The sequence below is a fragment of the Kouleothrix sp. 19917 genome (genome assembly GCF_057073505.1).
The window spans coordinates 3,676,858-3,702,019 of the sequence record NZ_CP097099.1 but is presented as its reverse complement, the minus strand read 5'-3'; the positions used below and the strand labels follow the sequence as shown (position 1 = coordinate 3,702,019).

Sequence of the window (25,162 nt, the reverse complement as noted above, 5' to 3'; positions counted from 1 at the left end):
TGCCCCTACAGCTGCTGGAAATATTCGACGATGCGCTCTTCGAGGTACATGCGATCGGCCAGGGCGCGCGGCATGTGGCGCTCGTCGGGGAACAGAAACAGGTCGTAGGGCTTGCGCGCCTTGACCAGCGCGTTGATCAGGCGGGCGGTGTGGCGGAAATGCACGTTTTCGTCGATCAGACCGTGTACCAGCAGCAACTTGCCGCGAATATTTTCCACGTGCGCCATCACACTGCTGCTGGCATAACCGGAAGGGTTTTCCTGCGGCGTGCTCATGTAGCGCTCGGTGTAGTGCGTGTCGTAGCCGTCCCAGTGCGTCACGGGCGCGCCGGCCACGGCCACACGGAAGGTTTCGGGCGCGCGCGCAAGGCACATGCACGCCATGTAGCCGCCATAGCTCCAGCCGTACACGCCCACGCGCTCGGGGTCGGCCAGTCCCTGCGCGGCCAGCCAGCGCACGCCATCCACCTGATCGCGCACTTCGATGTCGCCCATGTTGTGCTTGATCGCGCCTTCAAAGGCCCGGCCGCGCCGCGCGCTGCCGCGATTGTCGAGCACGAACACCAGAAAGCCCTGGCTGCGTAGATACTGGGCGCGCATGTTCACGGTCATTGTCCAGCTATTGCTGACAAGCTGGGCGTGCGGGCCGCCGTAGGTGTAGACAATCGTGGGAAATGGGCCAGCGCCGAAGCTGGCTGCCGGGCGGTAGATCGCGGCGTTAAGCGTCGCGCCGTCGCGGCTGGTGACGGTTGCCAGCTCGGGCGGCGTGAGGCCCAGCGTGTCGATGCGCGGGTCGCGCTCGTCGAAGATCGTGGCGAGCAGCGCGCCATCGTCGAGTGAGCGCAGCGTAACCGACGGCGGCGCGTCGAGCGCGTCGTGGGTGTCGACAAAGCGGCGCAGCGCGTGGTCGAGCGCAACCTGGTGCTTGCCAGGGGCATGTGTGATGCGGCGCGGCTCTCCACCTGTCAGCGGCACCGCGTACAAATGCGCCTCGGTCGCGCCGTCGCGCGTGCCGGTGACATACACAATCCCGCGTTCTTCATCTACGCCGGCAATGCTTTCGACCATCCAGTCGCCGCTGGTGATCTGGCGCAGCGGCGTGCCGTCGGCGGCGTGGAGGTAGAGGTGCTGGAAGCTGTCGCGCTCGGCGGCCCACAGCAGTTCGCCCGAAGGAAGCGCGCGCTGCATGTGGTGCAGGTTGATCCATGTGTCGCTGGTTTCGCGCAGCAGCGTGCGCGCCTCGCCCGACTCGGGCTCGAACTGCGCGAGGTCGAGCGCGGTCTGGGCGCGGTTTTCGATCTGCGCGCTGAGCGTGCCGTCGCGCAGCCACTTCACCCGCGCCAGGTAGATGTCGTCGTTCTCGCCTAAATCCATCCACGTCGGCTGGCCGCCCTCGCGCGCCACAACGCCCAGGCGCACGCGCGCGTTGGCCTGCCCGGCGAAGGGGTAGCGGTGGTCTTCCTGCGCGCCATCGCCCACGGCCTCGCTGCCCTGATGCACAATCCGGTAGACCGGAATGTGCGTTTCGTCGGCTTCTTCAAAGGCCAGCGCGCGGCTGTCGGGCGACCACCAGAAGCCTTCGTTGCGGTGCATTTCTTCCTGCGCGGCATACTCGGCCAGGCCGTTGGTTTTGCCAGTGCCGCGCGCGCCACTCGTGATCTGGCGCGGCTCGCCGCCCGCAAACGGCACGACGTACAGCTCGGAATCCTGCACGTAGGCGACCCACTCGCCGTCGGGCGAAAGCGCGGGCGTGAGCGCGGGCGCGTTTCCGCCAGCGACCAGCAGGCGCAGCGGGGCGTCGGGGCCGTCCTGCACATAAATGTCGCCGCGCATTGGCACCAGCAGGCGCATGCTGTGCTCGGCCCAGCTATACTGCGTCACGCCGATCTCGCGCTGGCGGGCGCGCTCGCGGCGCAGCTTTTCTTCCAGCGAGATATTTTCCTCGGTGGCGCCGCCGCCAGCCGGGGCCAGCAGCAGGCGTGTCTCGCCGCTGGCCGGGTTGTAGGCATAGAGCTGGCGCGTCAGCGAGCGCTCGGGGCTGAGCAGGAAAGTGACAAGCGAGTCGTCGGGGCTCCATGCGATTGCGCCGGGCACGGCCATGCCAGGCAGCGGGTAGCTGCTGATATCTTCAAGCGAAACTGCGGACGGCTTCTGCGTCATGGAACAGGCTCCTTTGTATTCACCGCAAAGAGCGCGAAGAGTTGGAACATTACAGGTTTGAAGGTTGCAGGTTGCAGCGACGAATGGCGGCCGAAAAACCACCACAGAGACACAGAGATTTACGATTTACGATTGACGATTTACGATTGGGATGAATGCTCACCCGCTCTGTGTTCAGTCGCTCTGCGTTCGCCCTTTCACCCCTTCACCTTGTCACCCTCTTACCCCTTCACCTTGTTACCCTATGCCCGCGCGAAGTCGATAAAGCCGGTATCTTCGCCAACGCCGATCAGCCGCACGCGCACCTGATCGCCCACGTCCATGCCGCGCTCGCCGCGCAGCACGCGCCCTTCGACGGGCGGCGCAACGAGGCGCACGTAGGTGCCCTTGGGCGATGCGCCCGTCACAATCGCGTCGAATACGCCGCCCACGCGTCCGCGCATGATCGCCACGCCGGCATACTTGCGCATGCGCCGCTCGACCTTCTTGGCGGCTTTGTCGCGCTCGGTGCAGTGGGCAGCCAGCGCGGCCAGCTCGTCTGCGGAGTAGGGCGCGGGCGCGTTGGCAAGCTGCGCCTTGATCAGCCGCTGGATGATCAGGTCGGCGTAGCGGCGGTTGGGCGCGGTGGCGTGCGTGTAGTCGGAAACGGCCAGGCCGAAGTGACCAGCCGGCGCTTCGTCGGGGCGCACCAGGGTGTACTCGCCCGCGCCCAGCAGCTTAACCACCGAGAGCGACAGATCGGGGAAGTGTACGGGGTCGGCGCGCTGCTGGCGGGCCAGGAACTGCGCCAGCGCGCGCGGGTCGGGCGTGTCGGGCAGCGTGTCGCCCAGCTGCGCGGCCAGCTCCGCAATGCGCGGCCAGCGCTTGGGCGTGCGCACAACGCGCTGGATGAAGGGTCGCCCGCCGTCTTCGAGCATGCCGGCCATCACGCCATTCGCGGCGATCATCAGGCTTTCGATCAGATAGCGCGCGCGGTTCTTGTGCAGCACGCGCAGGTCGCTGACGTGGCCGTCGTCCATCACCACGCGCGCCTCAATCGTCTCCAGGTCGAGCGCGCCGTTGCGGATGCGCAGCTCGCGCAACCGGTCGGTCGCTTCGTCTTGCAGCCGCAGTTGCGCTTCCAGCCCGGCAATCGCGCCGATGGCGGGCGGCAGGGCATTGCCTTCCAGCCACGCGCCAACGCTTTCGTAATCAAGTTTGGCGTGGTTGTGCACCACGGCGCGGTAGACGGTGCCGTCGCGCAGGGTGCCATCTTCGGCCACCACAAACTCAATCACCAGCGCCGGGCGATCCGCGCCTTCGATCAGCGAGGTCAGGTCGGAAGAAAGCGCGTCGGGAAGCATGGGAAAGGTGAGCACACCCGTGTAGACCGAGGTGGCGTTTGCGGCGGCGTGCGCGTCGATTGGCGAGCCCTGCGGCACCAGCGCATCGACATCGGCAATGCCCACCAGCACGCGAATCGCGCCGCCATCGAGCTGCTCGGCGTACTCGATCTGGTCGAGGTCGCGCGACTCGGGGTTATCGACCGAGGACCACAGCCTGTCGCGCAGGTCGCGCGGGGCGGGCTGGCCGGGCGCGGGCTGCCAGGGCGCAAGCCGGGCGGCCTGGTTCGCGGCGGCGGGCGGCAGGTCGGGCGCGAAGCCTTCTTCCTGCATCACGCGGCGCGCAATCGCGCGAAGATCGCTCATAGGGTCCTCGATTCTGAGCTATACAAGGTATCCGCAGATTTCGCAGATTACACAGATTAGGACATCCCAAAGGCAATATCTCAAACCGAGACGCCATGAGTGCTTACCACCAAGACACGAAGACACGAAGGTTTGAGGAACATATACGCTTGGTGTCTTCGTGCCCTGGTGGTTATTTATATCTGCTTCTCATCTGCGAAATCTGTGTAATCTGTGGATTTTCGTTTATACGCCAATCGTCAGGCTCAGTGTGTGCGTGTCGCCGGGCTGCAGCTCGAACACGTCGTCCTGCGCGTTGACGGTTTCGACACACACGAAGTCGCGGTAGTCGTCGTCTTCGGCGTCGGCCATGGCGCGGGCTTTTTCGATCCACGGGTTCCACACGACGGTGGTGCGGCTGTTGGCCTTGCCAACGCGAACTGTGCGCCCCAGCGCCGGGTCGTCGATCAGGCAGTCGGCGGTGGTGTCGAGGTAGATACGGTCGACTTCGCCTGCAAACGTGACCGGGCCATCCTGGCGCTTGCGCGCGCCGCCGTCCACTTTGTCGATATACTCGGTGCCTTCGAGGCCGCGAATCGCCACGCGGCTGGAGTCGCCAACTTGGAAGTAGGTATGCAGCGCGCCGCCAACGGTGTAGGGCGTGTTGTCGGTGTTGCGGGCGTTCAGGTCGACGCGGAGCGCGGGGCCGATGGTTGCGACCAGCTCAAGATCGAAGGCGTGCGGCCAGATCGCGCGCGTGTCTTCGTTGTCGTTCAGGCCAAGCCGCAGCTGCACCTGCTCGTTTTCCAGCACCGCGCTGCCGCGCACATGCCACATGCGCGCCCGCACAAAGCCATGAAACGGCAGCGTCGGGTCGCTGGGGTGCTGCGCGAACCAGGGCCAGCACACCGGGATGCCGCCGCGAATGGCCTTGCCCGCCGCATACGAGCTGATGCGGCTGACCCACAGGAGCGGCGCGGCGCCCTGCGGCTGGAAGCGCGCAATATGCCCGCCCTGCACGGCGACCGTGGCGTCGGCATGGGGCGAGCGGATTTCGGCCAGGGGCAGGCCGGCCGGGCCAGCAACAAAGCTCAGGTAGCCATGAATGGCATACTGGTCGTTCAGCGCCTGAAGATCGGTCATGGTGCCCTTCCTTCTGTTTCAATCAGGCGCGCCGAGACGTGCATTTTGGGCGAGCCGTGCCAGTGATAGTATACCAGCCCCGGCTCACGCACTTCTTCAAAAACGAAAGCCGGGCGGCGCCGTTGCCGCCCAGCCCGCGCCGTCAATCGGCAGGCGTGCATTGTTAGGAGTTAATGCCCAGCAGCTCGACCTCGAAGATCAGGGTGGCGTTTGGCGGAATGACGCCGCCCGCGCCGCGCGCGCCATAGCCCAGGTCGGGCGGCAGCGTCAGGCGCACCTTGTCGCCCACGCGCATAGTGGCCACGCCCTGGTCCCAGCCCTTGATCACCTGGCCGCGCCCGAGCGTGAACACAAACGGCTGCCCGCGATCGCGCGAGCTGTCGAACTTCTTGCCGTTTTCCAGCCAGCCGGTATAGTGCACCGACACGCGGTCGCCGGTTTTGGGCGTTTCGCCCTGGCCCTCGGCCAGCTTCTCGATTTGCAGACCCGAATCGGTCATGGGAGTGCTCCTTTATGTGTTTGCAGGTTGAACGTTTGAAAGTTGCAGGTTGCGACGAAGGACGAAAGAAAATTTACCACAGAGACACAGAGGCACGGAGATTTTGGTTGCAGGTTGAATGTTGGAAAGTTGCAGGTTACTGCCGTCTGCCAACTGCATACTGCCAACTGCATACTGCCAACTGCATACTGCCAACTGCATACTGCCAACTGTTCGTGTCACCCCGTCACTCGCTCCCCACGCCCAGCGCGGCGGCCACGCGGCGCAGCGCGCCCACGTGCTCCTGCGGCGAGCGCAGGCCCGCGCCCATGGTGTTGATGCCCATGTGCGTCGCGCCCAGCGCGCGCCACCCTTCGGCATACGCGGGCCACTCGGCCTCGGGCACCTGGCCGATGTTCAGGCGCGCCTCGATGCCCAGCGCGGCCGGGTCGCGGCCAGCGGCGGCGGCACCGCCCCGGAAGATACCGAGCAAGCGGCGTGCCTCGTCGTCGGGGGCGCGCTGCGGGAACCAGCCGTCGGCCAGGCGGCCCGCGCGCGCAACCGCTGCGTCGGCGCTGCCACCCACCCACAGCGGCAGCGGGCGCTGCGCCGGCAGAGGATTGAGGCCGGCTTCTTCGATGGTATGCCAGCGCCCGTGGAAGGTGACCACCGGCTCGGCCCATAGCGCGCGCAGCACGGCGATCTGCTCTTCCAGGCGCGAGGCGCGGTTCTTGAAATTTTCGCCCAGCGCCTGGTACTCAACCTCGTTCCAGCCAATCCCCACGCCCACGCGCAGCCGCCCGCCGCTCAGCACATCCAGCGAGGCGGCCTGCTTCGCCACCAGCGCGGTCTGCCGCTGCGGCAGAATGAACACACCCGACACGAATTCCAGGGTGCGCGTCTGCCCCGCCAGAAAGGCGAACAGCACAAAGGGCTCGTGGAATTGCGATGCACTGGTGTAGGCGCCGCGCCAGTTCGGGCGGTGCTCGGTCGACGCGCCCAGCACATGGTCATAGGCCAGCAGGTGGCGGTAGCCCATGCCCTCGGCGGCCTGCGCGTAATCGCGGATCGCCACCGGGTCGGTGCCGATCTCGAGCTGCGGGAAAATAACGCCAATCTGCATCATTGCCTCGTTTCGCCAGCAGGAATGGCGGTAGTATACGGGCGCGGGGCGAAAAGTCAAGGGTTGGGTGGGGGCCGACACGCAGGTCGGCCCAGACAGGAGGTCGGCCCAGACAGGAGGTCGGCCCAGACGGGAGGTCGGCCCAGACAGGAGGTCGGCCCAGACGGGAGGTCGGCCCAGACGGGAGGTCGGCCCAGACGGGAGGTCGGCCCAAATAGTTCTATTCACTGGTTCACCTGATCGTGATGGTCATGAACAAATAAATCCGTACAGCCCGCGAAGACGGGCTTTGCTGCATATAACCCGCTGCTTCAGCGGCCGGGCGAAACGCGATTGCTGGGTTATTTTGTTCACCCGACCGTGAACGGTCGGGCTGAAACCACCAAGCCCTTGCAGGGCTGCTGCTCGCCAGCCTCGCAGAAGCTTTGTCCTATCAGCCTGGTCGTTTACGGCCGGGCAGGGCTTGTCGGCGCTGACCTACGTGTCAGCGCCAGCGCCCAAAATTGACAACCACCCCCTCCCAACCTATACTGCCGCCATCCGCCGAGCAACCGAGGGAACCATGCCTCCTGACGCGCTGAGGTTAGGAGAGATTAATGCGCTCGGGCGCGACGCATTTACCGAGCGCCTGGGCTTTGTGTTCGAGCGCTCGCCCTGGGTGGCCGAGGCCGCCTGGCCCGCGCGCCCCTTCCGCAGCCGCGCCGCCCTCCATGCCGCCATGGTCGCGGCAATGTGGGCCGCGCCGCGCGAGCAGCAGCTTGCGCTCATTCGCGCCCACCCCGACCTGGCGGGCAAGGCCGCGATTGCCAAAGAATTGACAGCCGAGTCGACGCGTGAGCAAGCCTCGGCTGGGCTGGATCGCCTAACGCCGGCAGAGTTCGCGCGCTTCACCGAGCTGAACGACGCCTACCGCGCGCGCTTCGCTTTCCCGTTCATCATTTGCGTGCGCGAGCATACGAAAGAAAGCATCCTGGCGAACTTTGCCGAGCGCATTGCCCACAGCCCCGACGATGAGCGGCACACCGCGCTGGGCGAGATCGCCAAGATCGCGGCCCTGCGCCTTGCCGACGCTGTGCGCGAGTAAGGCCACAGAGCCGAAAACCATCTCAGTGTCCTCTGTGCGCTCTGTGGCTGCTTAATGTTGGAGAAACCCATGCCCGGACGCCTGACCACCCACGTGCTCGACACCGCGCAGGGCCGCCCGGCCGCCGGCGTCGCCATCCAGCTCTGGCGCATCGCCGCCGATGGCGCGCGCACCCTCCTGCGCGAAACCGCCACCAACCGCGATGGCCGCACCGACACGCCCCTGCTCAACGCGGGCGAGCTCGAAACCGGCGAGTACGAATTGGTATTCTCCGTCGGTGCCTACTTTGCCGCGCAGGGCCTGCCCCAGCCCAGCCCGCCCTTCCTCAGCCATGTGCCGCTGCGCTTTGGCATTGCCGACGCAGGCGCACACTACCACGTGCCGCTGCTGGTTTCGCCCTGGGCCTACAGCACCTACCGTGGCAGCTAGGGGATGGGTGTTGGGGGATAGGGAATCGGGCAAGCCGCACTGCCGAACGCGCCGTACACCCGCAGGCCTACGCCGTGCACTCGCACGCACAGACAGTACACACGCCTGTTCGAGCAGTGCAGCCGCACGCACAGACAATACACACGCCTGTTCGAGCAGAGCACCTGCAGGCACAGACAGTACACACGCCTGTTCGAGCAGAGCACCTGCAGGCACAGACAGTACACACGCCTGTTCGAGCAGTGCAACTGCAGGCACAAACAGTACACCCGCACGCCTACGCCATGCGCTCGCAGGCACAAACAGTGCGCACGCCTGTTCGAGCAGTGCAACTGCACGTACACTTCATGCACCTGCATCACTCCAATGCGCAAAAATCCGCAATTGCGCCGCCCATCGTTCGGCCTTGAATGTGTGTGGTATAGTAATTCCGTCAGCCGGCAGCGCGCAGTGTGCAGGGTGCAGTAAGCTGCAACCTGAAACTCTTTGCGTCCTTTGCGCTCTTTGCGGTGAATTTTCGTCCTTCGTCCGTGGCAAGATGAAGAGATGAAGAGATGATCGCTCATCCCAATCGCCAATCGTCAATCGTAAATCGCCAATCGTAAATCTCCGTGGTGAATTTTCGGCGGCCTGCCCTGAGCTTGTCGAAGGGTCGTTCGTCGCAACCTGCAACCTTCAAACCCGCAACGTGCAACATTTTAGGAACCCGCCATGCCCACGTATGATCTCCTGATTCGCAACGCCACCCTCGTCCTCCCCAGCGGCCAAACCCGCGCCGACCTGGCCGTGGCCGAGGGGCGCATTGCCGCGATTGCGCCCGAGCTGCCCGGCGACGCGCGCGAAACCATCGACGCGGCGGGCCTGCACGCCCTGCCCGGCGCGATCGACGCGCACGTGCACTTTAACGAGCCGGGCCGCGCCGAGTGGGAGGGCATTGCCACCGGCACGCGCGCGCTGGCGGCGGGCGGCAGCACCAGCTTTTTCGACATGCCGCTGAACGCGCACCCGCCCACGCTCGACGCCGCCAGCTTCGACGAAAAGCTGGCCGCCATGCGCGGCGCGGCCCTGGCCGATTTTGCGCTGTGGGGCGGCCTGACGCCCGAAAACCTTGCGCAGCTGCCCGAGCTGGCCGCGCGCGGCGTGATCGGCTTCAAGGCGTTCATGTCGAACAGCGGCATCGACGACTTCCACGCAGTGGACGACCTGACACTTTACGAGGGCATGCGCAGCGCGGCCCGGCTGGGGCTGCCGGTGGCGGTACACGCCGAAAGCGACGCGCTAACGGGCGCGCTGGCGCGACGCGCGGTGGCGGCGGGCAAGCTCAGCGCCCGCGATTACCTTGATTCGCGGCCAGTGGTGGCCGAGCTGGAGGCGATTGGCCGCGCCATTCTGTACGCGGGCGAAACCGGCTGCGCGCTGCATATCGTGCACGTCAGCAGCGGGCGCGGCGTGGCGCTGGTGGCCGAGGCGCGCGCGCGTGGCGTGGATGTGAGCTGCGAAACATGCGCGCACTACCTGGCCTTCACTGGCGAGGATGTCGAGCGAATTGGCGCGCTGGCGAAATGCGCCCCGCCGCTGCGCAGCCGCGACGATCAGGCCGCGCTCTGGCAGCAGTTGCTCGACGGCACGCTACCCATGGTCACCACCGACCACTCGCCCGCGCCGGCCAGCATGAAAACCGGCGACGACTTCTTCAAAATCTGGGGCGGCATTTCGGGCTGCCAGTCGCTGCTGGCGGTGCTGCTAACCGAGGGCTACGCCCGGCGGCGCCTGCCGCTCGCCAGCGTTGCCAGCGTCACCGCCGGCTATGTCGCGCAGCGCTTCGGGCTGGCCGCGCGCAAGGGCCGCATCGCGCCCGGCCTCGATGCCGACCTCGCGCTGGTCGATCTCGCCCAGTCGCGCGAGCTGCGCGCCGAGGATTTGTTCTACCGCCACCAGCACAGCCCCTACGTCGGGCGGGTGTTTCGCGGCGTGGTGGTTCGCACCCTGCTGCGCGGCACCACCGTCTTCCGCGATGGGCAGATCGTTGGCGAGGCAGGGGTGGGCCAGCTGCTGCGCGGGAAGTTTTGAGTGCTGAATGTTGAATGCTTAATGTTGAATGTTGAATGTTGAATGTTGAATGTTGAATGTTGAGTTGCTGCGCCGGCAGTTGGCAGTAGGCAGTTGGCAGTCGGCAGTAACCTGCAACTTTCCAACATTCAACCTGCAACCAAAATCTCCGTGTCTCTGTGTCTCTGTGGTAAATTTTCTTTCGTCCTTTGTCGCTCGCCGCAACCTGCAACCTGCAACATTCAAACCTGCACCCCCGTTTTGCGCAATATCCACCGCCCGTTGCGATACCACAACCGCCCGCGCGCCGCGTTCTGGTATCGTGATGTGGGTGCGAAACAGATGGGCAATGAGGCGCGTCGGCGCACTTGTAACTCGCCTCCCGCATGATTGGTCGGTAGCTGGCAGCTGCCGCAGGCGGGAGCATCAAGTAATGCTAATGGAGGCACTCCATGGAGTTTCCATCCTATGTGAACCACGCTGGTCTTCGAACATGGGTCGAAGAAATGGTCGAGCTGTGCAAGCCGGAAGAAGTCTACTGGTGTGATGGGTCGCAGGAAGAGTACGACCGCCTGTGCGGCCGCATGGTCGAAACCGGCACGCTCATCCCGCTGAACCAGGCCAAGCGCCCAAACAGCTTCCTGGCCCGCTCGGACCCCAGCGACGTCGCGCGCGTCGAAGATCGCACCTTTATCTGCAGCCTGAGCAAGAGCGACGCTGGCCCAACCAACAACTGGATGGCCCCGCGCGAAATGAAGGAAAAACTCACTGGCCTGTTCGATGGCTGTATGCGCGGCCGCACCATGTATGTCGTGCCCTTCAGCATGGGCCCGCTTGGCTCGAACATCGCGCACATCGGCGTCGAACTGTCCGACTCGCCCTACGTCGCCGCCAGCATGCGCATCATGACGCGCATGGGCAAAGCCGTGTACGATGTGCTGGGCGAGAATGGCGAATTTATCCCCTGTTTGCACTCGGTTGGCGCGCCGCTTGAGCCGAACCAGCAGGATGTGGCGTGGCCGTGCAACCGTGACGAAAAGTATATTGTGCACTTCCCCGAAGAGCGCTCGATCTGGAGCTATGGCTCGGGCTATGGCGGCAACGCGCTGCTGGGCAAGAAGTGCTTCGCCCTGCGCATCGCCAGCGTGCTGGCCCGCGACGAAGGCTGGCTGGCCGAGCACATGCTCATTCTCGGCGTTGAGTCGCCCAAGGGCGAGAAAACCTACGTGGCGGCGGCCTTCCCGAGCGCGTGCGGCAAAACCAACTTCGCCATGCTCATCCCGCCGCAGTCGTTCGAGGGCTGGAAAGTTACCACCGTTGGCGACGACATCGCCTGGATCAAGCCCGGCGCGGATGGCAAGCTCTACGCGATCAACCCCGAGAATGGTTTCTTCGGCGTTGCGCCCGGCACCTCCGAGCAATCGAACCCGAACGCCATGGCCTCGATCACCAAGAACAGCATTTTCACCAACGTCGCACTAACCGACGACGGCGATGTGTGGTGGGAAGGCATGACCAAGCAGCCGCCCGCGCACCTGATCGACTGGACCGGCCAGGACTGGACGCCCGACTGCGGGCGCAAGGCCGCGCACGCCAACGCGCGCTTCACCGCGCCGATCAGCCAGTGCCCGGTGATCGACGACCGCGCCGACGACCCCAAGGGTGTGCCGATCTCGGCATTCATCTTCGGCGGGCGGCGCAGCACGGCGGTGCCGCTGGTTTACCAGGCCTTTAACTGGACGTTTGGCGTCTACGCGGCGGCGACCATGGGCTCGGAGATGACGGCGGCGGCGGCGGGCAAGCTTGGCGAAGTGCGGCGCGACCCCTTTGCGATGCTGCCGTTCTGCGGCTACCACATGGGCGATTACTTCAACCACTGGCTGAACTTTGGTCGCCAGATCTCGAACCCGCCGCGCATCTTCAATGTCAACTGGTTCCGCCGCGACGCGCAGGGCAACTTCCTGTGGCCGGGCTTTGGCGAGAACATGCGTATCCTGAAATGGATCGTCGAGCGCGCGCGCGGCCGGGCGATCAGCACCGAAAGCCCGCTGGGCTGGATGCCACGCTACGAAGACATCGACTGGACGGGCATGAACTTCAGCCGCGAGCAGTTCGACGCGCTGATGAGTGTGGATCGCGGTATCTGGCAGCAGGAATTGCTCCTGCACGATGAGCTGTTCAGCAAGCTTTACGACAAGCTGCCGAAGGAGTTCATCTTCATGCGCGAGCTGATCCTTTCCAGCCTGTGGCGCGCGCCCGAGCACTGGGAACTGGCGCCCGAATAGCGAAACCTGCCGCTCCAAGCATTGCACATCCCCTGCTGTGGCCCGCGCTGCAGCGGGGGATGCGTTTTGAACGGATGTTCGTATTCCTGCCGGAATTTGCAAAACTACTCTTTACAAAACCGCAGCAGTACCGTATAATTCAGCTTCGTTAACGGTGCCACTTTGGCACCCGTGTGGTTACAATCCTTAGTAAGGTACGATAGCTTTCAGGAATTGTGTATGGTTAGAGCTGAGAGCGTGACTCTCAGTTCTTTTTTGGCTAAACGCGAGGCGCGGTGTATGCGCCTAGGGCGTAGCCCCAGTGGACAAAGGCAAAGAGTTATGAGTGACAAACCCGCCTACCTGACCCGTGATGGCCGCGCGAAACTTGAGGCCGAGCTGGAAGAACTGCAGACCGTTGGCCGCCGGCAAGTAGCCGAGCGCATTGGTGCAGCCAAAGAGCTTGGCGACATTTCCGAGAGCGGCGAATACGAAGATGCCAAAAATCAGCAGGCGCACCTTGAAGGGCGCATCCGCGAGATCAAAGGCATTCTGTCACGCGCTCAGCTCATCGACGAAGAGAATGGGCATGGCAACGAGGTGCGGGTTGGGTCGAAGGTGACGGTGCGTGTCGAGGGCGAGGACGAGGACGAAACCTGGTCGATCGTTGGCAGCGCCGAAGCCAAGCCGCGCGAAGGCAAAATCTCGAACGAGTCGCCACTGGGCTCGTCGCTGCTTGGTAAACGCCGCAACCAGAAAGTCACTGTCAACACTCCGTCGGGCACCATGAAGCTTACCATCGTGAAAATTCAGTAGCCGCCCGCGTGATGCGTATCCGTGATCCGTGATCGGAGACGCTCCGCATCACGCATCACGGATTAGGCATAACGTAGCGCTATGGAACTGAATGAACTCCAACAGCAGCGCCTGGCCAAGCTCGAACGGCTGCGCGCTGCCGGGCTCGATCCCTTCCCACCCCGCTCACAGCGTACCCACACCGTTGCCGCCGTGCTGGAGCAACTTGACGCCCTGATCGAGGGCGGCGAGCGCGTGACGGTGGCGGGCCGCATTATGGGCGCGCGCCGGATCATGGGCAAGCTCGCCTTCGCGCACATTGCCGACGAAACCGGCACCATCCAGCTGTGGGTCAGCCGCGCCGACCTGGGCGAAGAATGGTTTGCCCGCTTCCGCGACGACATCGACACCTTCGACATTGTTGAAGTGAGCGGGCCGCTGCGCCGCACCAAGACGGGCGAGCCGTCGGTGTTTGTCGAGCAGATGGCTGTGCTGGCGAAGTCGCTCAACCCGCCGCCCGAAAAGTGGCACGGCCTCACCGACGTCGAAGCGCGCCTGCGCGAACGCTACCTCGACCTGATCGTCAACGACGAAGTGCGCGACATCTTCCGCACGCGCGCCAGGGTCATCAACACCATGCGGCAGTTCCTCGATGAGCGCGGCTACGTGGAAGTCGAAACGCCGACCTTGCAGCCGATCTATGGCGGCGCATCGGCGCGACCGTTTGTGACGCACCACAACCAGCTCAAGCAGCAGCTTTACCTGCGCATCGCGGTGGAGCTGTACCTGAAGCGCCTGATCGTCGGCGGCATGGGGCGGGTGTACGAAATCAGCAAGGTGTTTCGGAACGAAGGCGTGGATCGCACGCACAACCCCGAGTTCACCATGATGGAGTGCTACCAGGCCTTTGCCGACTACAACGATATCATGCGGCTGGTCGAAGATATGTTCCGCGCCATCGTGCAGGCGGTGCATGGCACGACCACGGTCGAGTACCAGGGTCACACAATCGACTTCGGCAAGTCGTGGGAGCGTGTGTCGATCCCCGAGGCGATCCTCGAAAAGACCGGCATCGACATTCTGGAGATTACTGAGCTGGCACCGCTGCAGCAAGCCATTCGCGCGGCGGGCCTGAAGGTCGACAACAAGCCCAGCTGGGGCAAGCAGGTCGATGAGCTGTTTAGCGAGTATATTCAGCCGCTGCTCATCCAGCCGACCTTTATTATCGACCACCCGGTGCCGCTCTCGCCGCTGGCGAAAAAGCGCCCCGACCAGCCCTTACTGACCGAGCGCTTCGAGCCGATTATCGCGGGCATGGAGATGGGCAACGCCTTCACCGAGCTGAACGACCCGATCGACCAGGAGCAGCGCTTCATGGATCAGGGCCGCGCCTACGATGCCGGTGACGACGAAGCCCAGCAGATGGACACCGACTACCTGAACGCGCTGATGTATGGCATGCCGCCAACCGGCGGGCTGGGCATTGGCGTGGATCGCGTGGTGATGCTGCTGACCAACCAGTCGACGATTCGCGAAGTCGTGCTGTTCCCGCACTTGCGACAAAGCGAGCCGTAAGTGTTGAATGCTGAGTGTTGAGTTTTGAATTGGCAAAAGCTACTCAACATTCAGCACTCAACATTCAAACCTGAGGAGACGCCTATGCCCCGCTCACTCGTCATCGAGCGCGAAAACCTGCCCGAAGTGGTGCAAGGCTGGCTGCGCGCCGCCAACCTGGGCGAGGAAGAAACCGTGGAGCTGATCTTCACCGACCGCGAGGTGCTGCTGCGCCGGCCCGCCAGCCCGCAGCTGCGCGAGTGGGCCAAAGGTATCAGCGATAAGTACGACAAGATCTTCCGCGAACTGACCGGGATCTGACACTGCCGTAAGGGCGAAGCATCTGAATCAGGGATTGCTGGAACGCCGATCTATATGTTCACACTATAGATCGATTCGGACGTAATTGATATGAGCAGATGCTTCGCCCTTACGTAGGCCACAGACTATGAACTACCTCAGCAAAGACGATGTGCTCGATTTGCACGCCTACGCCGTCACGCGCTATGGCGGGCGGTTTGGCATCACCAGCCAGGATCGCCTCGTCAGCGCGCTCGACGCGCCGCGCCAGGTGATGTTTGGCGCCGAGCTTTACCCCGACCTGCCGGGCAAGGCGGCCGCGCAGACCTTTCTGCTGCTGAAAAGCCGGCCTTTCGTGGGCGCAAACGAAGTCACTGCGCTGCTGGCGCTGCTGCGCCTGCTCGAAATCAATGGCGCGAGTTTGGGCGACGCCAGCCCCGACGAGCTTCAGCGCCTGATCCGCGCCGTGAACTATTCCGACCTCGACCGCGAAGGCGTGGAAAGCTGGTTGCGCGATCATCTGAGCGCGGTTGTGTGATCGCCAGTTGCCAGCGCCGCCAAACGTGTTAGGATAGAGGGAATTCGCACACCGAGTTCCCTTTTTCGCGCAACGGGCTTTGCTTCGCCAGACCATGGTGTCGCTGCGCCCGTATACAGAACAGGTGCACACAATGGAGTTTGAATCGCCTGGCCTGGCTGGCGGCAGCAACACCGAGCCGCGCTGCCACGCGACCACCCGCAGCGGCGAGCCGTGCCGCAACCACCCGCTTCCCGGCCAGCTCTACTGCCACGTCCACGCGGCGCAGGCCGCCGAAGCTGCTGAAGAACTGCCAATTGGCGGCGCGCCCGGCGTTGGCAGCGCCCTGCCGCTCGCCACCGACGCGCCCGCGCCCGCCGACCCACGCGGCGACGCGGCGGAAGAAATCCCAATCGCCAACGAAACGCGCGACGATGTGCTGGCCGAGATCGCCGCCGAGGTGCAGGAGCTGGAGCTGGAGGTGCGCAACCAGACCGCCGCCGCCGACACCCGCGCCCGCGATATGGCCGCCAGCGCGCTGCGCCTGATCCGCGAGAACCTGCCGCGCATGGCGCCCGAGGCCGTGCAGCGCGCGATTGGCATGATTCGCGAAAACATCAGCAGCGACTACCTCGACCCCGATTTCTGGCGCGGCATCAGCATGGTGCTGCGCTACCAGGTCGAAGAAGCGGCTGGCATTATTCAGCGGCGCATGCGCGGCGAGTACGCCACCGACGACTTCGGCATGGACGCCGAGCTGGTCGAGCTGGTGCGGCCGTTCAGCACCTTTATGTACCGCACCTACTGGCGCGCGGCCAGCAGCGGGCTGGACCATGTGCCCGACGCCGGCCCGGCGCTGCTGCTGGCGAACCACGGCGGCGTGCTGCCCTGGGACAGCATGATGATCGCCACATCGGTGCTGGAAGAGCACAGCAGCCCGCGCGTGGTGCGCAGCCTCTACCCGCCCGCGTTTCGCGCCCTGCCCGGCGTAACCTCCGCGCTGGCGACCTTCGGCCAGGCGCCCGACACACCCGAAACGCTGGAACGCCTGCTGGGTAATGGCGAGCTGGTCTGCGCCTTCCCCGAGGGCGTGGGCGCGCTGGGCAAGCTGTTCCGCAGCCGCTACAAACTGCAGCGCTTTCGCCGCAACGGCTCGGTCGGTTTCGCCATTCGCGCCGGCGCGCCAATTGTGCCAGTGGCCGTGGTTGGCTCGGAAGAAACCTACCCGGTGCTGGCCGACGCCAGCCCGCTCGCGCAAATGCTGCGCCTGCCCTTCTTTCCGCTGACGCCGCTGTTCCCGTGGCTTGGCCCGGTGGGCTTGCTGCCGCTGCCGTCGCGCTGGTCGATCACCTTTGGCGCGCCGATTGACACCAGCGCCTATAGCCCCGCCGATGCCGACAATCCGCAGGTGCTGGCCGAGCTTTCGGCGCAGGTGCGCGAGCAGCTGCAAAGCCTGCTCGACACGCAGGTGGCCGCGCGCCCGTCGGTGTTTTAGCCGCTTGACGAGGAGCCCGTATGCTGTTCAATAATCGCCGCCCCGAGCCGCTTGCGCCGGTCGATCACGCCTGGCTGCGCATGGAAGACCCGACCAATCTGATGATGGTGACGGGCATCATGATCTTCGACCAGCCGATCGACTTCGAGCGCCTGCGCGCGACCTACGAGCAGCGCCTGCTGCGCTTCGACCGGTTTCGCCAGCGCGTGGTGGAAGGCAGCGGCGGCGCGCGCTGGGAAGAAGACCCGAACTTCACGCTGAGCGCGCACCTGCACCGCATTGCGCTGCCCGCGCCACACGACCAGGCGGCGCTGCAGGCGCTGGTGAGCGACATGATGAGCATGCCGCTGGATTTCACCAAGTCGCCCTGGCAGTTCACGCTGATCGAGGGCTATGGCGCGGGCTGTGTGCTGTTCAGTCGCATCCACCACTGCATTGCCGACGGCATTGCGCTGGTGCGCGTGCTGCTGGCGCTCACCGACGACACGCCCGACGCGCCCTGGCCCAGCGCCGCCGATGCGCCGCCAAGCGCTCCGCAGCCGCCTAACCCGGTTGGCGGGCTGGGCGCGGCAGTGCGCTCGGCCGAGCGGATGGCGAGCGGTGGCTTTGAGTGGCTGGGCGACCCAAGCAATCTGGCCGAGGCGGTGCGCCTGGGCGCGGGCGGCGCAACCGCGCTCAGCCGCGTGGTGCTGATGAGCCCAGACCCGCGCACAGCATTCAAAGGCCCATTGGGTGTCGCCAAGCGCGCCGCCTGGTCGCAGCCCGTGCCGCTCGATGCGGTGAAGGCAGTTGGGCGGGCCATGGGCGGCACCGTGAACGACGTGCTGCTGGCGGCGGTGACGGGCGCGCTGCGGCGCTACCTGCAGGGGCGCGGGCAGAACGTTGACGGGCTCGACATTCGCGCCGCTGTGCCGGTGAACCTGCGCGCCGCCGACGAGCCGCCGTCGCTCGGCAATCGCTTCGGGCTGGTGTTTCTGTCGCTGCCAATCGGTGCCGACGACCCGCTGGATCGCTTGTACGACCTGAAGGAGCGCATGGAAGCGATTAAAAGCTCGCCCGAGGCGCTGGTGACCTTTGGCGTGCTGAATGTACTGGGGATGGTGCCCGAGCGGCTGGAGGATCTGGGCCTGACGGTGTTTGGCAGCAAAGCCACCGCAGTGATGACGAACGTGCCCGGCCCGCGTGAAACGCTCTACATGGCGGGCGTGCCGCTGCGTGACATCATGTTCTGGGTGCCGCAGTCGGGCCGGCTTGGGCTGGGCGTGAGCATCCTGAGCTACGCCGGGCGCGTGCTGCTGGGCGTTGCCACCGACGCCGGCCTGGTGCCCGACCCCGATCAGATCATCGCGGCCTTCCACGAAGAATTCGAAACCCTGCTGAAGCTGGTACCGCCACCCGAAGCGTGAAGGGGTGACGGGGCGAAGGGTGCAGGTTTGAATGTTGAGTGCTGAATGTTGAATTAGCAGTCGGCATTCAAACCTGCAACTTTCAAACTTTCAAACTTGCAAACCCCTGTTCCTACCGCCCCAGCACCGACGAATCCTCGGCTGACTTCTCGACCTTCTGCTCGATCGCGTCGAGGCGGGCGCTGACCGTGCGCCGCCACTGCTCGTCGGCAACCTCGCGGGCGCGCAGGCGGTAAAGCTGTTCCTCATCGAGACGCCGCACGCCACCAATGCGGTCGGCCAGCAGCCCCATCAGGAAAATAAACACCGCCAGCACCATCAGAATTGCGCCAACCAGCAGCGCCTGGTCGTTCGACAGCGACTGCTCGAACCACTGGAGCCGCCGGCCGATGAACACATACGCGGCGCGGCCCAGCGCGATCAGACCAAACGCCGCAAATGCCGCCGCAATGTACGAAAAGGTCTTCAGCGGCTCGTAGGTGGTGTAGGTGCGCGCAATGATCGACGCCTGCCGCTTGATGAAATTCCAGTTGCCCTGGTGCAGGCGCGATGGTCGGTCAACCACGTTGATCGCAATCGGCACGGTCGTGACGGTCAGGCCCTTTTTGCCGGCCTGAATGAGGTTTTCGACGGTGTAGGAAAAATCGGTGGTGACAAACAGGCGCAGCGCAGCCTCGCGCGAGATCGCCCGAAAGCCGCTGACGGTGTCGGGCACATCAGTTTCGGAGGCCCAGCGCACCACGCCGCTACCCACATGCTGCAAGGCTTTTTTGAGCGGCGAAAAATGTTCGATGCTGCCCACCTGCCGGTCGCCAATTACCACATCGGCCGCGCCGGCCAGGATGGGCGCGATCAGGCGCGGGATCTCGCCGCCGGGGTACTGGTGGTCGCCGTCGGTGTTCACAATCACATCTGCGCCCAGGCGCAGCGCCGTGTCGATGCCCGTCTGGAAGGCACGCGCCAGCCCCTTACGGCCAGTGTGGCGCACCACAAAATCCGCGCCGTGCGCAAGCGCGATCTCAACCGTGTCGTCGGTGCAGCCATCGTCGATGATCAGCACCTCGACGCTATTGACGCCGGGGATGGCGCGCGGGACGTCGCGAATCACGGCCGCAATCGTGGCGGCTTCGTTCAGCACCGGGATCTGGACGATCAGTTTCATGCATTTCTCGCTGGCTGGCCGCGCAAAATGGCGCAGCGCGCCGTTCGTTGGGGCGATATTCTACCCGACCCACCCGCCTTTTGCAATGCGCCGCGCCTCGCACGCACCTGAGTGCGCGCCCACGTGTGCCTGAGGCGTTTCGCTGCGCGCCGGGCTGGGCTATGCTGTGCGGGAGGGTTGAATGTTGAGTGCTGAATGTTGAGTTCGAAGAGCGCCGTGCAGTCGGCAGGTGGCAGTTGGCGGTAACCTGCAACTTTTCAACATGCAACCTGCAACCCAACCCTCCGTGCCGCTGTGTCTCTGTGGTTTATTTCCGGTCGTCTTTCATCTGTGGTCGGTCGTCGCTGCAACCATCAAACATGCAACCTGCGAACTTCCAACCCTCCGTGCCGCTGTGTCTCTGTGGTGATTTTTTCGGTCGTCAGTCGTCACAAAGGAGCATTCCATGCACACATTCTCGCACTCGCTTCGTTCGCGCCGGGCCGCGCCACTGCTCGCGCTGCTGGGCTTCGTCGTCTTCCCGTTTGAGTGGCTGGGCGAACACTGGCACGCGCTTGGCGACCTGATCGTGCGCGCCTTCCCCACCGACGCGCAGCACGCCGTCGGCCACGCCACGCTATTCGCGCTGCTGGGTGGGCTGGCGCTGGCGACCTTCCCGGCGCTGCGTGGGCGGCCCTGGCGCTATGCCCTGCTGGCGCTCGCAGGCGTGGCGCAGGAGGGTTTGCAGCTGATGGGCAAGGGGCGCGGGCTGGTCTTCGACGATGGACGCGACCTCGCAGTGGACATCGTGGGGCTGGCGATTGGCTGGGGGCTGTTCTGGCTGGCGCAGCGGGCGCGGCGCTCGCGTGCTTTCAGAGGCGAGGAAAGGGTTGGCTGACAAAAAATTACGCACGACGCACTATGGAGCTTCATAGTGCGTCGTGCATAGTTCTCTAAACAATTCGCCTATGCCCGGGCTGGCATACCAAGCATGATGTTGATCAGCACCAGCACCAGCAGAATCGCCAGCGACGCCAGCGGTGACCAGCGCCCCAGGTTGGGCAGCAGGCCATTGCCCTTCACGGCGCGGTGCGCCACCACCGTGGCAATAATGCCGATAATTGGGTGCAGAATAAACGGGAACGACAGCATGCGCGAGTTGCCGCCGACCAGCAGATAGACGTAGTAGATCAGGCCGATCAGCACCTGAATATCGACCAGAATGGGGAAGAAGCGCGCCGCCGGCTGGGCCGGCCCGCCCGGCTTCCACGTCGCCGTCAGCCAGATCGCGACGATCAGCGTCAGCAGCGGCAGGATCATTTCGCCCAGAATGCGGTGGATCTGAAACACAATCGCCATTCCGACCTCGCTCTCACAGCGTTACGCTGGCTACCCTCACACGTTTGTTCATTATATCACAGCTTGCATGGAGGCTTGCCAGCGTGAGGCGGCTCAGGGCTGCGCCAAAATCTCAAATTCATCCACAGATTACGCAGATGACTCAGATGAGAGGCATCATATCTGTGAAATCTGTGCCATCTGTGGATGGAAGCTGTTCCGCATTCTAACGTTGACATTGACGCTTGAGGCGGCTACTTGCGGCGGCCGGCCAGCCGATTTTGCAAAATGATTACTACCAGCAGGAATAGCCCGCGAATCACCGACTGCCAGTAGGCGCTCAGGCTCACCAGGCCGCGGCCATTCTCGAAATTGAGGATGTTGAAGATCAGGCCGAGCAGCAGCACGCCCACCAGCGTCGCGCCAACCGAACCCATGCCGCCAGTGAGCAGCGTGCCGCCCACCACCACCGCCGCAATTGCCGAAAGCTCCCAGCCGATGCCCTCGGTTGGCAGGCCCGTGAAGGTCAGCGCGGCCAGAATGACCCCGGCCAGCGCGGCGAGCGCGCCATTGATCGCATATACCGAAATCTTGATGCGCGCCACCGGCAGGCCCATCAGGCGTGTGGCTTCTTCGTTGCCGCCGACCGCCAAGACATGCCGGCCAAAGCGCGTGTAGTTCAGCGCCACCGAGCCAATCGCGTAGGCGAGCAGCATGACAAGCAGCGGAATTGTGACACTGAACGCGCCATCGGGCAGTGGTATGCTGAACACACTGCCCAGGCTGATGCTGGCAAAGCCCGCCGCCGAATCGACACTCACTGAGGCGTTGTTTGCCAGAATGAGCGCCATGCCGCGCGCGGCGAGCAGGGTTGCCAGCGTGGTGATAAAGGGCGGGATGCCAAGCCGGGCGATCACCGCGCCGTTCAGCAGGCCCACCAGCAGGCCGGCCAGCATGGGCACCAGCACGGCGGGCAGCATGCCATAGGGGCTGAGCAGCGCGGCAAGCACGCTGGCCAGCACCGCCACGCCGCCCACCGAAAGGTCGATCCCGCCGGTCATGATCACAAAGGTCATCCCCAGCGCGATCAGCCCGAACATGGAGTTGTAGCGCAGCACCTCGGTGATGTTGTAGCCGCCCAGAAAGCCGTCGTAGCGCAGCGCGCCAAACAGCACCAGCAGCGCCAGCGCAACCAGCGCGCCCTGGCGTTGCAGCAGCGCGCCAATGCGCGCCCGGCGGGCCGACTGGTCTGCGCCACGGAAATCGGTTGGCGTGGTTGTTGTCATAATTTTCCCGAAGGATTTACGATTGACGATTTGCGATTTACGATTGGGATGCTCGACAAACGCCGAGCGGAAAATTTACCACAGAGACACAGAGGCACGGAGATGGTGGGTTGCAGGTTGAATGTTGGAAAGTTTCAGGACGACCGACCACAGACGAATGACGACCGGAAATAAACCACAGAGACACGGAGGACGGAGAGATTTTGGCATCCTGAGTAGCGGCGCAGCCGCGTATCGAAGGGTGCCAACTGTCAACTGCCAACTGCCAACTGCCAACTGCCGACTGCCAACTGCGAACTGCGAACTGCCAACTGCCAACTGCCGACTGCCAACTGCCGACTGCCGACTGCCGACTGCCACCCTCACGCATTACGCTGGCTCTGAATGTACACCGCCACCAGAATGATCACCGCGTTGATGACTTGCGCGACGGCAAACGATACGCCCTGCGCCAGCAGTGTGAAGCGAATGAGCTGAATGATCAGCGCGCCAACCAGCGTGCCGACAATCGTGACCCGCCCGCCGCTGGTGCCGCCAACCGCCACAGCCGCAATCGCATCAAGCTCCATGTTCAGCCCAACCAGGTTGGCGTCGGAAGAGGAGTTGATCGCGATCACAATCAGCCCGGCCAGCCCGGCCAGCAGCCCGCTGATCACATACACCAGCCGCTTGACGCGGTTCACTGGCACGCCGGCCAGGCGCGCGGCCGCCTCGTTGCCGCCGGTGGCGAGAATATAGCGCCCAAACACGCTGCTGCGCATCACCCACGCCACAAGCGCGACGATCAGCAGCATCAGAATCGCCTGAAACGGGATGCCGAAGGGCCGGCCCAGGCCGATGTACTGAAAGCCGGGGTTGCGAAACGCCTGCAGATTGCCGTTCGTCACCACCTGCGCAATGCCGCGACCGGCGATAAACAGCACCAGCGTGGCGACAATCGGCTGGATGCGGAAGGTCGTGACCAGAATGCCGTTGAACAGGCCAAACAGCCCGGCCACCAGCACCGGCACCACAAAGGCCAGTGTGTTGCCAAGCAGCGGGCTGAGCGGCACGAGCTTGCCCAGAAAGATGATCGGTGCCAGCGCGCCGCTGATCGCCATCAGCGAGCCAACCGACAGGTCGATGCCGCCCGTGGCGATCACCAGCGTCATGCCAGTGGCGACGATCACGATCGTGGCGACCTGCGTAAGGTTGATGTTGAGCGTCTGCGCGGCCAGAAAGTTGGGCGTGAACAGCGCGTTGTAGAGCACCAGCAGCACCAGCGCCGCGAGCGCGCCATAGGTCTGCCCGGCGCTGCTCAGGCGGCCCGGCAGCGCCGGGCGGCGCGGGCTGGCAGCCTGGTCAAGGTTGGTCATGCGCGTCCCCCTGCGCGGCGTTGGGCGTTTCGCTGCCGTGCGCCATTGCGGCCATAATCGCGTCCTGGCTGGCTTCAGCGTGCGGCAGCTCGGCCACAGTGCGCCCGTCGCGCAGCACCACCACGCGGTTGCTGCCCTCGGTCAGTTCTTCGATCTCGGAAGAAATCATCAGCACGCCCAGCCCCTGCCCGGCCAGCTCGTTGATCAGCGACTGAATTTCGCCTTTTGCGCCCACGTCGATGCCGCGGGTTGGCTCGTCGAGAATGAGCAGCTTCGGGTTCAGGCACAGCCAGCGCGCCAATAACACCTTCTGCTGGTTGCCGCCCGAAAGCTCGCGCACTTTTTGCTCGGGGCCGCTGGTTTTGATGCCCAGCCGCTTGATGAAGCGGTCGACAAGCTGCTGCTGGCGCTCGCGCGACACAATGCCGCTGCGCGCCAGCGTGGGCAGCGCCGCCAGCGTCAGGTTTTCGCGCACCGACATAAAGGGAATAATGCCCTCGGCCTTGCGATCTTCCGAGCAGAAGCCAATCCCGGCACGAATGGCGTCGGAGGGCGCGCGGAACTGTGCGGGCTGGCCGGCCATGCGAATCTCGCCCGCTTCGAGCGGGTCGGCGCCGAAGATTGCGCGCGCCACCTCGGTGCGCCCGGCCCCCAGCAGCCCGGCCAGCCCAACGATCTCGCCCGCGCCAACGCTCACATCCGCGCCTTGCAGTGCGCGCCCGCGCCGCAGGTCGTGTGCTTCCAGCAGCGTTTGCGCGGCGTGGTGCGCGCTCAGGTCGAAGCCGGTCTGGCCGCTGCGCTGCACCTCACCCAGCTCTTTGCCAAGCATGCGCGCCACCAGTTCAAGCTGCGAGATCGCGCTGATCGGGCGCTCGTCGACGGTCTGGCCGTCGCGCATGATCGTCACGCGGTCGCAGATCGCATACAGCTCGTCGAGGCGGTGGCTGATGAACAGCACGGCCACGCCATCGGCTTTGAGCTGGCGGATGACATCAAAGAGCGTGGCGACCTCGCGCTCGTCGAGCGAGGACGTTGGCTCGTCCATAACCACCAGCTTGCTGCGGAACGAAACGGCGCGGGCGATTGCGACCATCTGCTGAACGGCGATGTTGAGGTTCAGCAGCGGCTGCGTGACATCGGTTTCGACCCCGAAGCGCCGCAGGAGTGCGGCCGCCTCGGCATGCATGCGCCGCCAGTCGATCAGGCCCCAGCGGCGCGGCTCGCGGCCCATGAAGATATTTTCGGCCACCGAGCGGAATGGCACCAGGTTGACTTCCTGATAGATCGTGCTGACGCCATTGGCCTGGGCTTGCTGCGGCGAGTGGAAATCGACCGCCCGGCCATCGAACATGATCGTGCCGCTGTCGCGGCGGTACACGCCCGTCAGCACTTTGATCATGGTCGATTTGCCCGCGCCATTCTGGCCCACCAGCGCGTGCACCTCGCCGGGGGCAATGCTGAGATGCGCGCCCGACAGCGCAATGACGCCGGGGAAAGCTTTGGAGATCTGCTCCATGCGCAGCAATGGCTCTGCTGTTGTCACGGAGAACCTCATTCTTTTGACTACACAGCACGCGGC

General features: G+C 64.5%; 21 protein-coding genes. 11 read left to right on the top strand and 10 right to left on the bottom strand.

Annotation, left to right across the window (positions count from 1 at the left end):
- Positions 1-5 precede the first annotated feature (5 nt).
- From M1P90_RS15120 to M1P90_RS15100, 5 genes are all read right to left on the bottom strand, one after another.
- A complete protein-coding gene (locus M1P90_RS15120; protein ID WP_483703603.1) occupies positions 6-2,159 on the bottom strand; it encodes a S9 family peptidase in 2,154 nt (717 codons plus the stop codon).
- A gap of 242 nt (positions 2,160-2,401) precedes the next feature.
- Positions 2,402-3,847 carry an RNB domain-containing ribonuclease gene (locus M1P90_RS15115; RefSeq protein WP_483703601.1) on the bottom strand — a complete coding sequence of 482 codons (1,446 nt, stop codon included), beginning with the start codon at positions 3,845-3,847 and terminating at the stop codon, positions 2,402-2,404.
- 225 nt (positions 3,848-4,072) lie between these two features.
- Positions 4,073-4,969: a D-hexose-6-phosphate mutarotase gene (locus tag M1P90_RS15110; protein ID WP_483703599.1), complete on the bottom strand. Its 897-nt coding sequence runs from the start codon at positions 4,967-4,969 to the stop codon at positions 4,073-4,075.
- Positions 4,970-5,132: 163 nt separating this feature from the next.
- Positions 5,133-5,468, bottom strand: a complete 336-nt coding sequence (locus M1P90_RS15105; protein WP_483703597.1) for an FKBP-type peptidyl-prolyl cis-trans isomerase — start codon at positions 5,466-5,468, stop codon at positions 5,133-5,135.
- A 226-nt stretch (positions 5,469-5,694) separates the two neighbouring features.
- Positions 5,695-6,573 carry an LLM class F420-dependent oxidoreductase gene (locus M1P90_RS15100; protein ID WP_483703595.1) on the bottom strand — a complete coding sequence of 293 codons (879 nt, stop codon included), beginning with the start codon at positions 6,571-6,573 and terminating at the stop codon, positions 5,695-5,697.
- A gap of 559 nt (positions 6,574-7,132) precedes the next feature.
- Between M1P90_RS15100 and uraD the strand changes: the two genes are divergently transcribed.
- The 10 genes from uraD to M1P90_RS15050 all read left to right on the top strand — a co-directional run bounded on the left by uraD (position 7,133) and on the right by M1P90_RS15050 (position 18,463).
- Positions 7,133-7,654, top strand: a complete 522-nt coding sequence (uraD, locus tag M1P90_RS15095) for a 2-oxo-4-hydroxy-4-carboxy-5-ureidoimidazoline decarboxylase (protein ID WP_483703593.1) — start codon at positions 7,133-7,135, stop codon at positions 7,652-7,654.
- A gap of 69 nt (positions 7,655-7,723) precedes the next feature.
- On the top strand, positions 7,724-8,083 hold the full coding sequence (uraH, locus tag M1P90_RS15090; RefSeq protein ID WP_483703591.1) for a hydroxyisourate hydrolase: 360 nt from the start codon (positions 7,724-7,726) through the stop codon (positions 8,081-8,083).
- A gap of 711 nt (positions 8,084-8,794) precedes the next feature.
- On the top strand, positions 8,795-10,153 hold the full coding sequence (locus tag M1P90_RS15085; RefSeq protein WP_483703589.1) for an allantoinase: 1,359 nt from the start codon (positions 8,795-8,797) through the stop codon (positions 10,151-10,153).
- A gap of 431 nt (positions 10,154-10,584) precedes the next feature.
- Positions 10,585-12,417: a phosphoenolpyruvate carboxykinase (GTP) gene (locus M1P90_RS15080; RefSeq protein WP_483703587.1), complete on the top strand. Its 1,833-nt coding sequence runs from the start codon at positions 10,585-10,587 to the stop codon at positions 12,415-12,417.
- A 321-nt stretch (positions 12,418-12,738) separates the two neighbouring features.
- Positions 12,739-13,212, top strand: a complete 474-nt coding sequence (gene greA / locus M1P90_RS15075; RefSeq protein WP_483703585.1) for a transcription elongation factor GreA — start codon at positions 12,739-12,741, stop codon at positions 13,210-13,212.
- 81 nt (positions 13,213-13,293) lie between these two features.
- Positions 13,294-14,766 (top strand): lysine--tRNA ligase, encoded by a 1,473-nt coding sequence (lysS, locus tag M1P90_RS15070; protein ID WP_483703583.1) that lies wholly within the window; start codon positions 13,294-13,296, stop codon positions 14,764-14,766.
- Positions 14,767-14,850: 84 nt separating this feature from the next.
- Positions 14,851-15,066, top strand: a complete 216-nt coding sequence (locus tag M1P90_RS15065; RefSeq protein WP_483703581.1) for a hypothetical protein — start codon at positions 14,851-14,853, stop codon at positions 15,064-15,066.
- Positions 15,067-15,193: 127 nt separating this feature from the next.
- Entirely contained in the window at positions 15,194-15,583 is a 390-nt protein-coding gene (locus M1P90_RS15060; protein WP_483703579.1) for a type II toxin-antitoxin system death-on-curing family toxin, read from the top strand.
- 133 nt (positions 15,584-15,716) lie between these two features.
- Positions 15,717-17,057 (top strand): lysophospholipid acyltransferase family protein, encoded by a 1,341-nt coding sequence (locus M1P90_RS15055; protein ID WP_483703577.1) that lies wholly within the window; start codon positions 15,717-15,719, stop codon positions 17,055-17,057.
- Between the two features lie 20 nt (positions 17,058-17,077).
- Positions 17,078-18,463, top strand: coding sequence for a WS/DGAT/MGAT family O-acyltransferase (locus M1P90_RS15050; RefSeq protein ID WP_483703575.1), 1,386 nt, complete (start codon positions 17,078-17,080; stop codon positions 18,461-18,463).
- A gap of 112 nt (positions 18,464-18,575) precedes the next feature.
- On the opposite strand, the gene M1P90_RS15045 is transcribed toward M1P90_RS15050, so the two are convergent.
- Entirely contained in the window at positions 18,576-19,625 is a 1,050-nt protein-coding gene (locus M1P90_RS15045) for a glycosyltransferase family 2 protein (protein WP_483703573.1), read from the bottom strand.
- Positions 19,626-20,070: 445 nt separating this feature from the next.
- On the opposite strand from M1P90_RS15045, the gene M1P90_RS15040 reads away from it, so the two are divergent.
- Entirely contained in the window at positions 20,071-20,502 is a 432-nt protein-coding gene (locus M1P90_RS15040; RefSeq protein ID WP_483703571.1) for a hypothetical protein, read from the top strand.
- Positions 20,503-20,570: 68 nt separating this feature from the next.
- On the opposite strand, the gene M1P90_RS15035 is transcribed toward M1P90_RS15040, so the two are convergent.
- The 4 genes from M1P90_RS15035 to M1P90_RS15020 form a co-directional block, all read right to left on the bottom strand.
- Positions 20,571-20,963, bottom strand: a complete 393-nt coding sequence (locus tag M1P90_RS15035) for a hypothetical protein (protein WP_483703569.1) — start codon at positions 20,961-20,963, stop codon at positions 20,571-20,573.
- A 233-nt stretch (positions 20,964-21,196) separates the two neighbouring features.
- Entirely contained in the window at positions 21,197-22,228 is a 1,032-nt protein-coding gene (locus M1P90_RS15030) for an ABC transporter permease (protein WP_483703567.1), read from the bottom strand.
- Positions 22,229-22,590: 362 nt separating this feature from the next.
- On the bottom strand, positions 22,591-23,583 hold the full coding sequence (locus tag M1P90_RS15025) for an ABC transporter permease (protein ID WP_483703565.1): 993 nt from the start codon (positions 23,581-23,583) through the stop codon (positions 22,591-22,593).
- The gene (locus M1P90_RS15020) at positions 23,570-25,126 is read right to left on the bottom strand and encodes a sugar ABC transporter ATP-binding protein (protein WP_483703563.1); all 1,557 of its coding nucleotides are present in this window, start codon (positions 25,124-25,126) and stop codon (positions 23,570-23,572) included. The genes M1P90_RS15025 and M1P90_RS15020 overlap by 14 nt, the downstream gene beginning before the upstream one ends.
- Positions 25,127-25,162 lie beyond the last annotated feature (36 nt).

Bases quoted from the DNA above. Each gene is read 5' to 3' on its own strand.
- M1P90_RS15120 (WP_483703603.1), bottom strand. From the start codon at position 2,159: ATGACGCAGAAGCCGTCCGCAGTTTCGCTTGAAGATATCAGCAGCTAC.
- uraH (WP_483703591.1), top strand. From the start codon at position 7,724: ATGCCCGGACGCCTGACCACCCACGTGCTCGACACCGCGCAGGGCCGC.
- M1P90_RS15115 (WP_483703601.1), bottom strand. From the start codon at position 3,847: ATGAGCGATCTTCGCGCGATTGCGCGCCGCGTGATGCAGGAAGAAGGC.
- lysS (WP_483703583.1), top strand. From the start codon at position 13,294: ATGGAACTGAATGAACTCCAACAGCAGCGCCTGGCCAAGCTCGAACGG.
- M1P90_RS15110 (WP_483703599.1), bottom strand. From the start codon at position 4,969: ATGACCGATCTTCAGGCGCTGAACGACCAGTATGCCATTCATGGCTAC.
- M1P90_RS15025 (WP_483703565.1), bottom strand. From the start codon at position 23,583: ATGACCAACCTTGACCAGGCTGCCAGCCCGCGCCGCCCGGCGCTGCCG.
- M1P90_RS15065 (WP_483703581.1), top strand. From the start codon at position 14,851: ATGCCCCGCTCACTCGTCATCGAGCGCGAAAACCTGCCCGAAGTGGTG.
- M1P90_RS15055 (WP_483703577.1), top strand. From the start codon at position 15,717: ATGGAGTTTGAATCGCCTGGCCTGGCTGGCGGCAGCAACACCGAGCCG.
- M1P90_RS15035 (WP_483703569.1), bottom strand. From the start codon at position 20,963: ATGGCGATTGTGTTTCAGATCCACCGCATTCTGGGCGAAATGATCCTG.
- M1P90_RS15105 (WP_483703597.1), bottom strand. From the start codon at position 5,468: ATGACCGATTCGGGTCTGCAAATCGAGAAGCTGGCCGAGGGCCAGGGC.
- M1P90_RS15100 (WP_483703595.1), bottom strand. From the start codon at position 6,573: ATGATGCAGATTGGCGTTATTTTCCCGCAGCTCGAGATCGGCACCGAC.
- M1P90_RS15085 (WP_483703589.1), top strand. From the start codon at position 8,795: ATGCCCACGTATGATCTCCTGATTCGCAACGCCACCCTCGTCCTCCCC.
- uraD (WP_483703593.1), top strand. From the start codon at position 7,133: ATGCCTCCTGACGCGCTGAGGTTAGGAGAGATTAATGCGCTCGGGCGC.
- greA (WP_483703585.1), top strand. From the start codon at position 12,739: ATGAGTGACAAACCCGCCTACCTGACCCGTGATGGCCGCGCGAAACTT.
- M1P90_RS15080 (WP_483703587.1), top strand. From the start codon at position 10,585: ATGGAGTTTCCATCCTATGTGAACCACGCTGGTCTTCGAACATGGGTC.
- M1P90_RS15030 (WP_483703567.1), bottom strand. From the start codon at position 22,228: ATGACAACAACCACGCCAACCGATTTCCGTGGCGCAGACCAGTCGGCC.
- M1P90_RS15060 (WP_483703579.1), top strand. From the start codon at position 15,194: ATGAACTACCTCAGCAAAGACGATGTGCTCGATTTGCACGCCTACGCC.
- M1P90_RS15040 (WP_483703571.1), top strand. From the start codon at position 20,071: ATGCACACATTCTCGCACTCGCTTCGTTCGCGCCGGGCCGCGCCACTG.
- M1P90_RS15045 (WP_483703573.1), bottom strand. From the start codon at position 19,625: ATGAAACTGATCGTCCAGATCCCGGTGCTGAACGAAGCCGCCACGATT.
- M1P90_RS15050 (WP_483703575.1), top strand. From the start codon at position 17,078: ATGCTGTTCAATAATCGCCGCCCCGAGCCGCTTGCGCCGGTCGATCAC.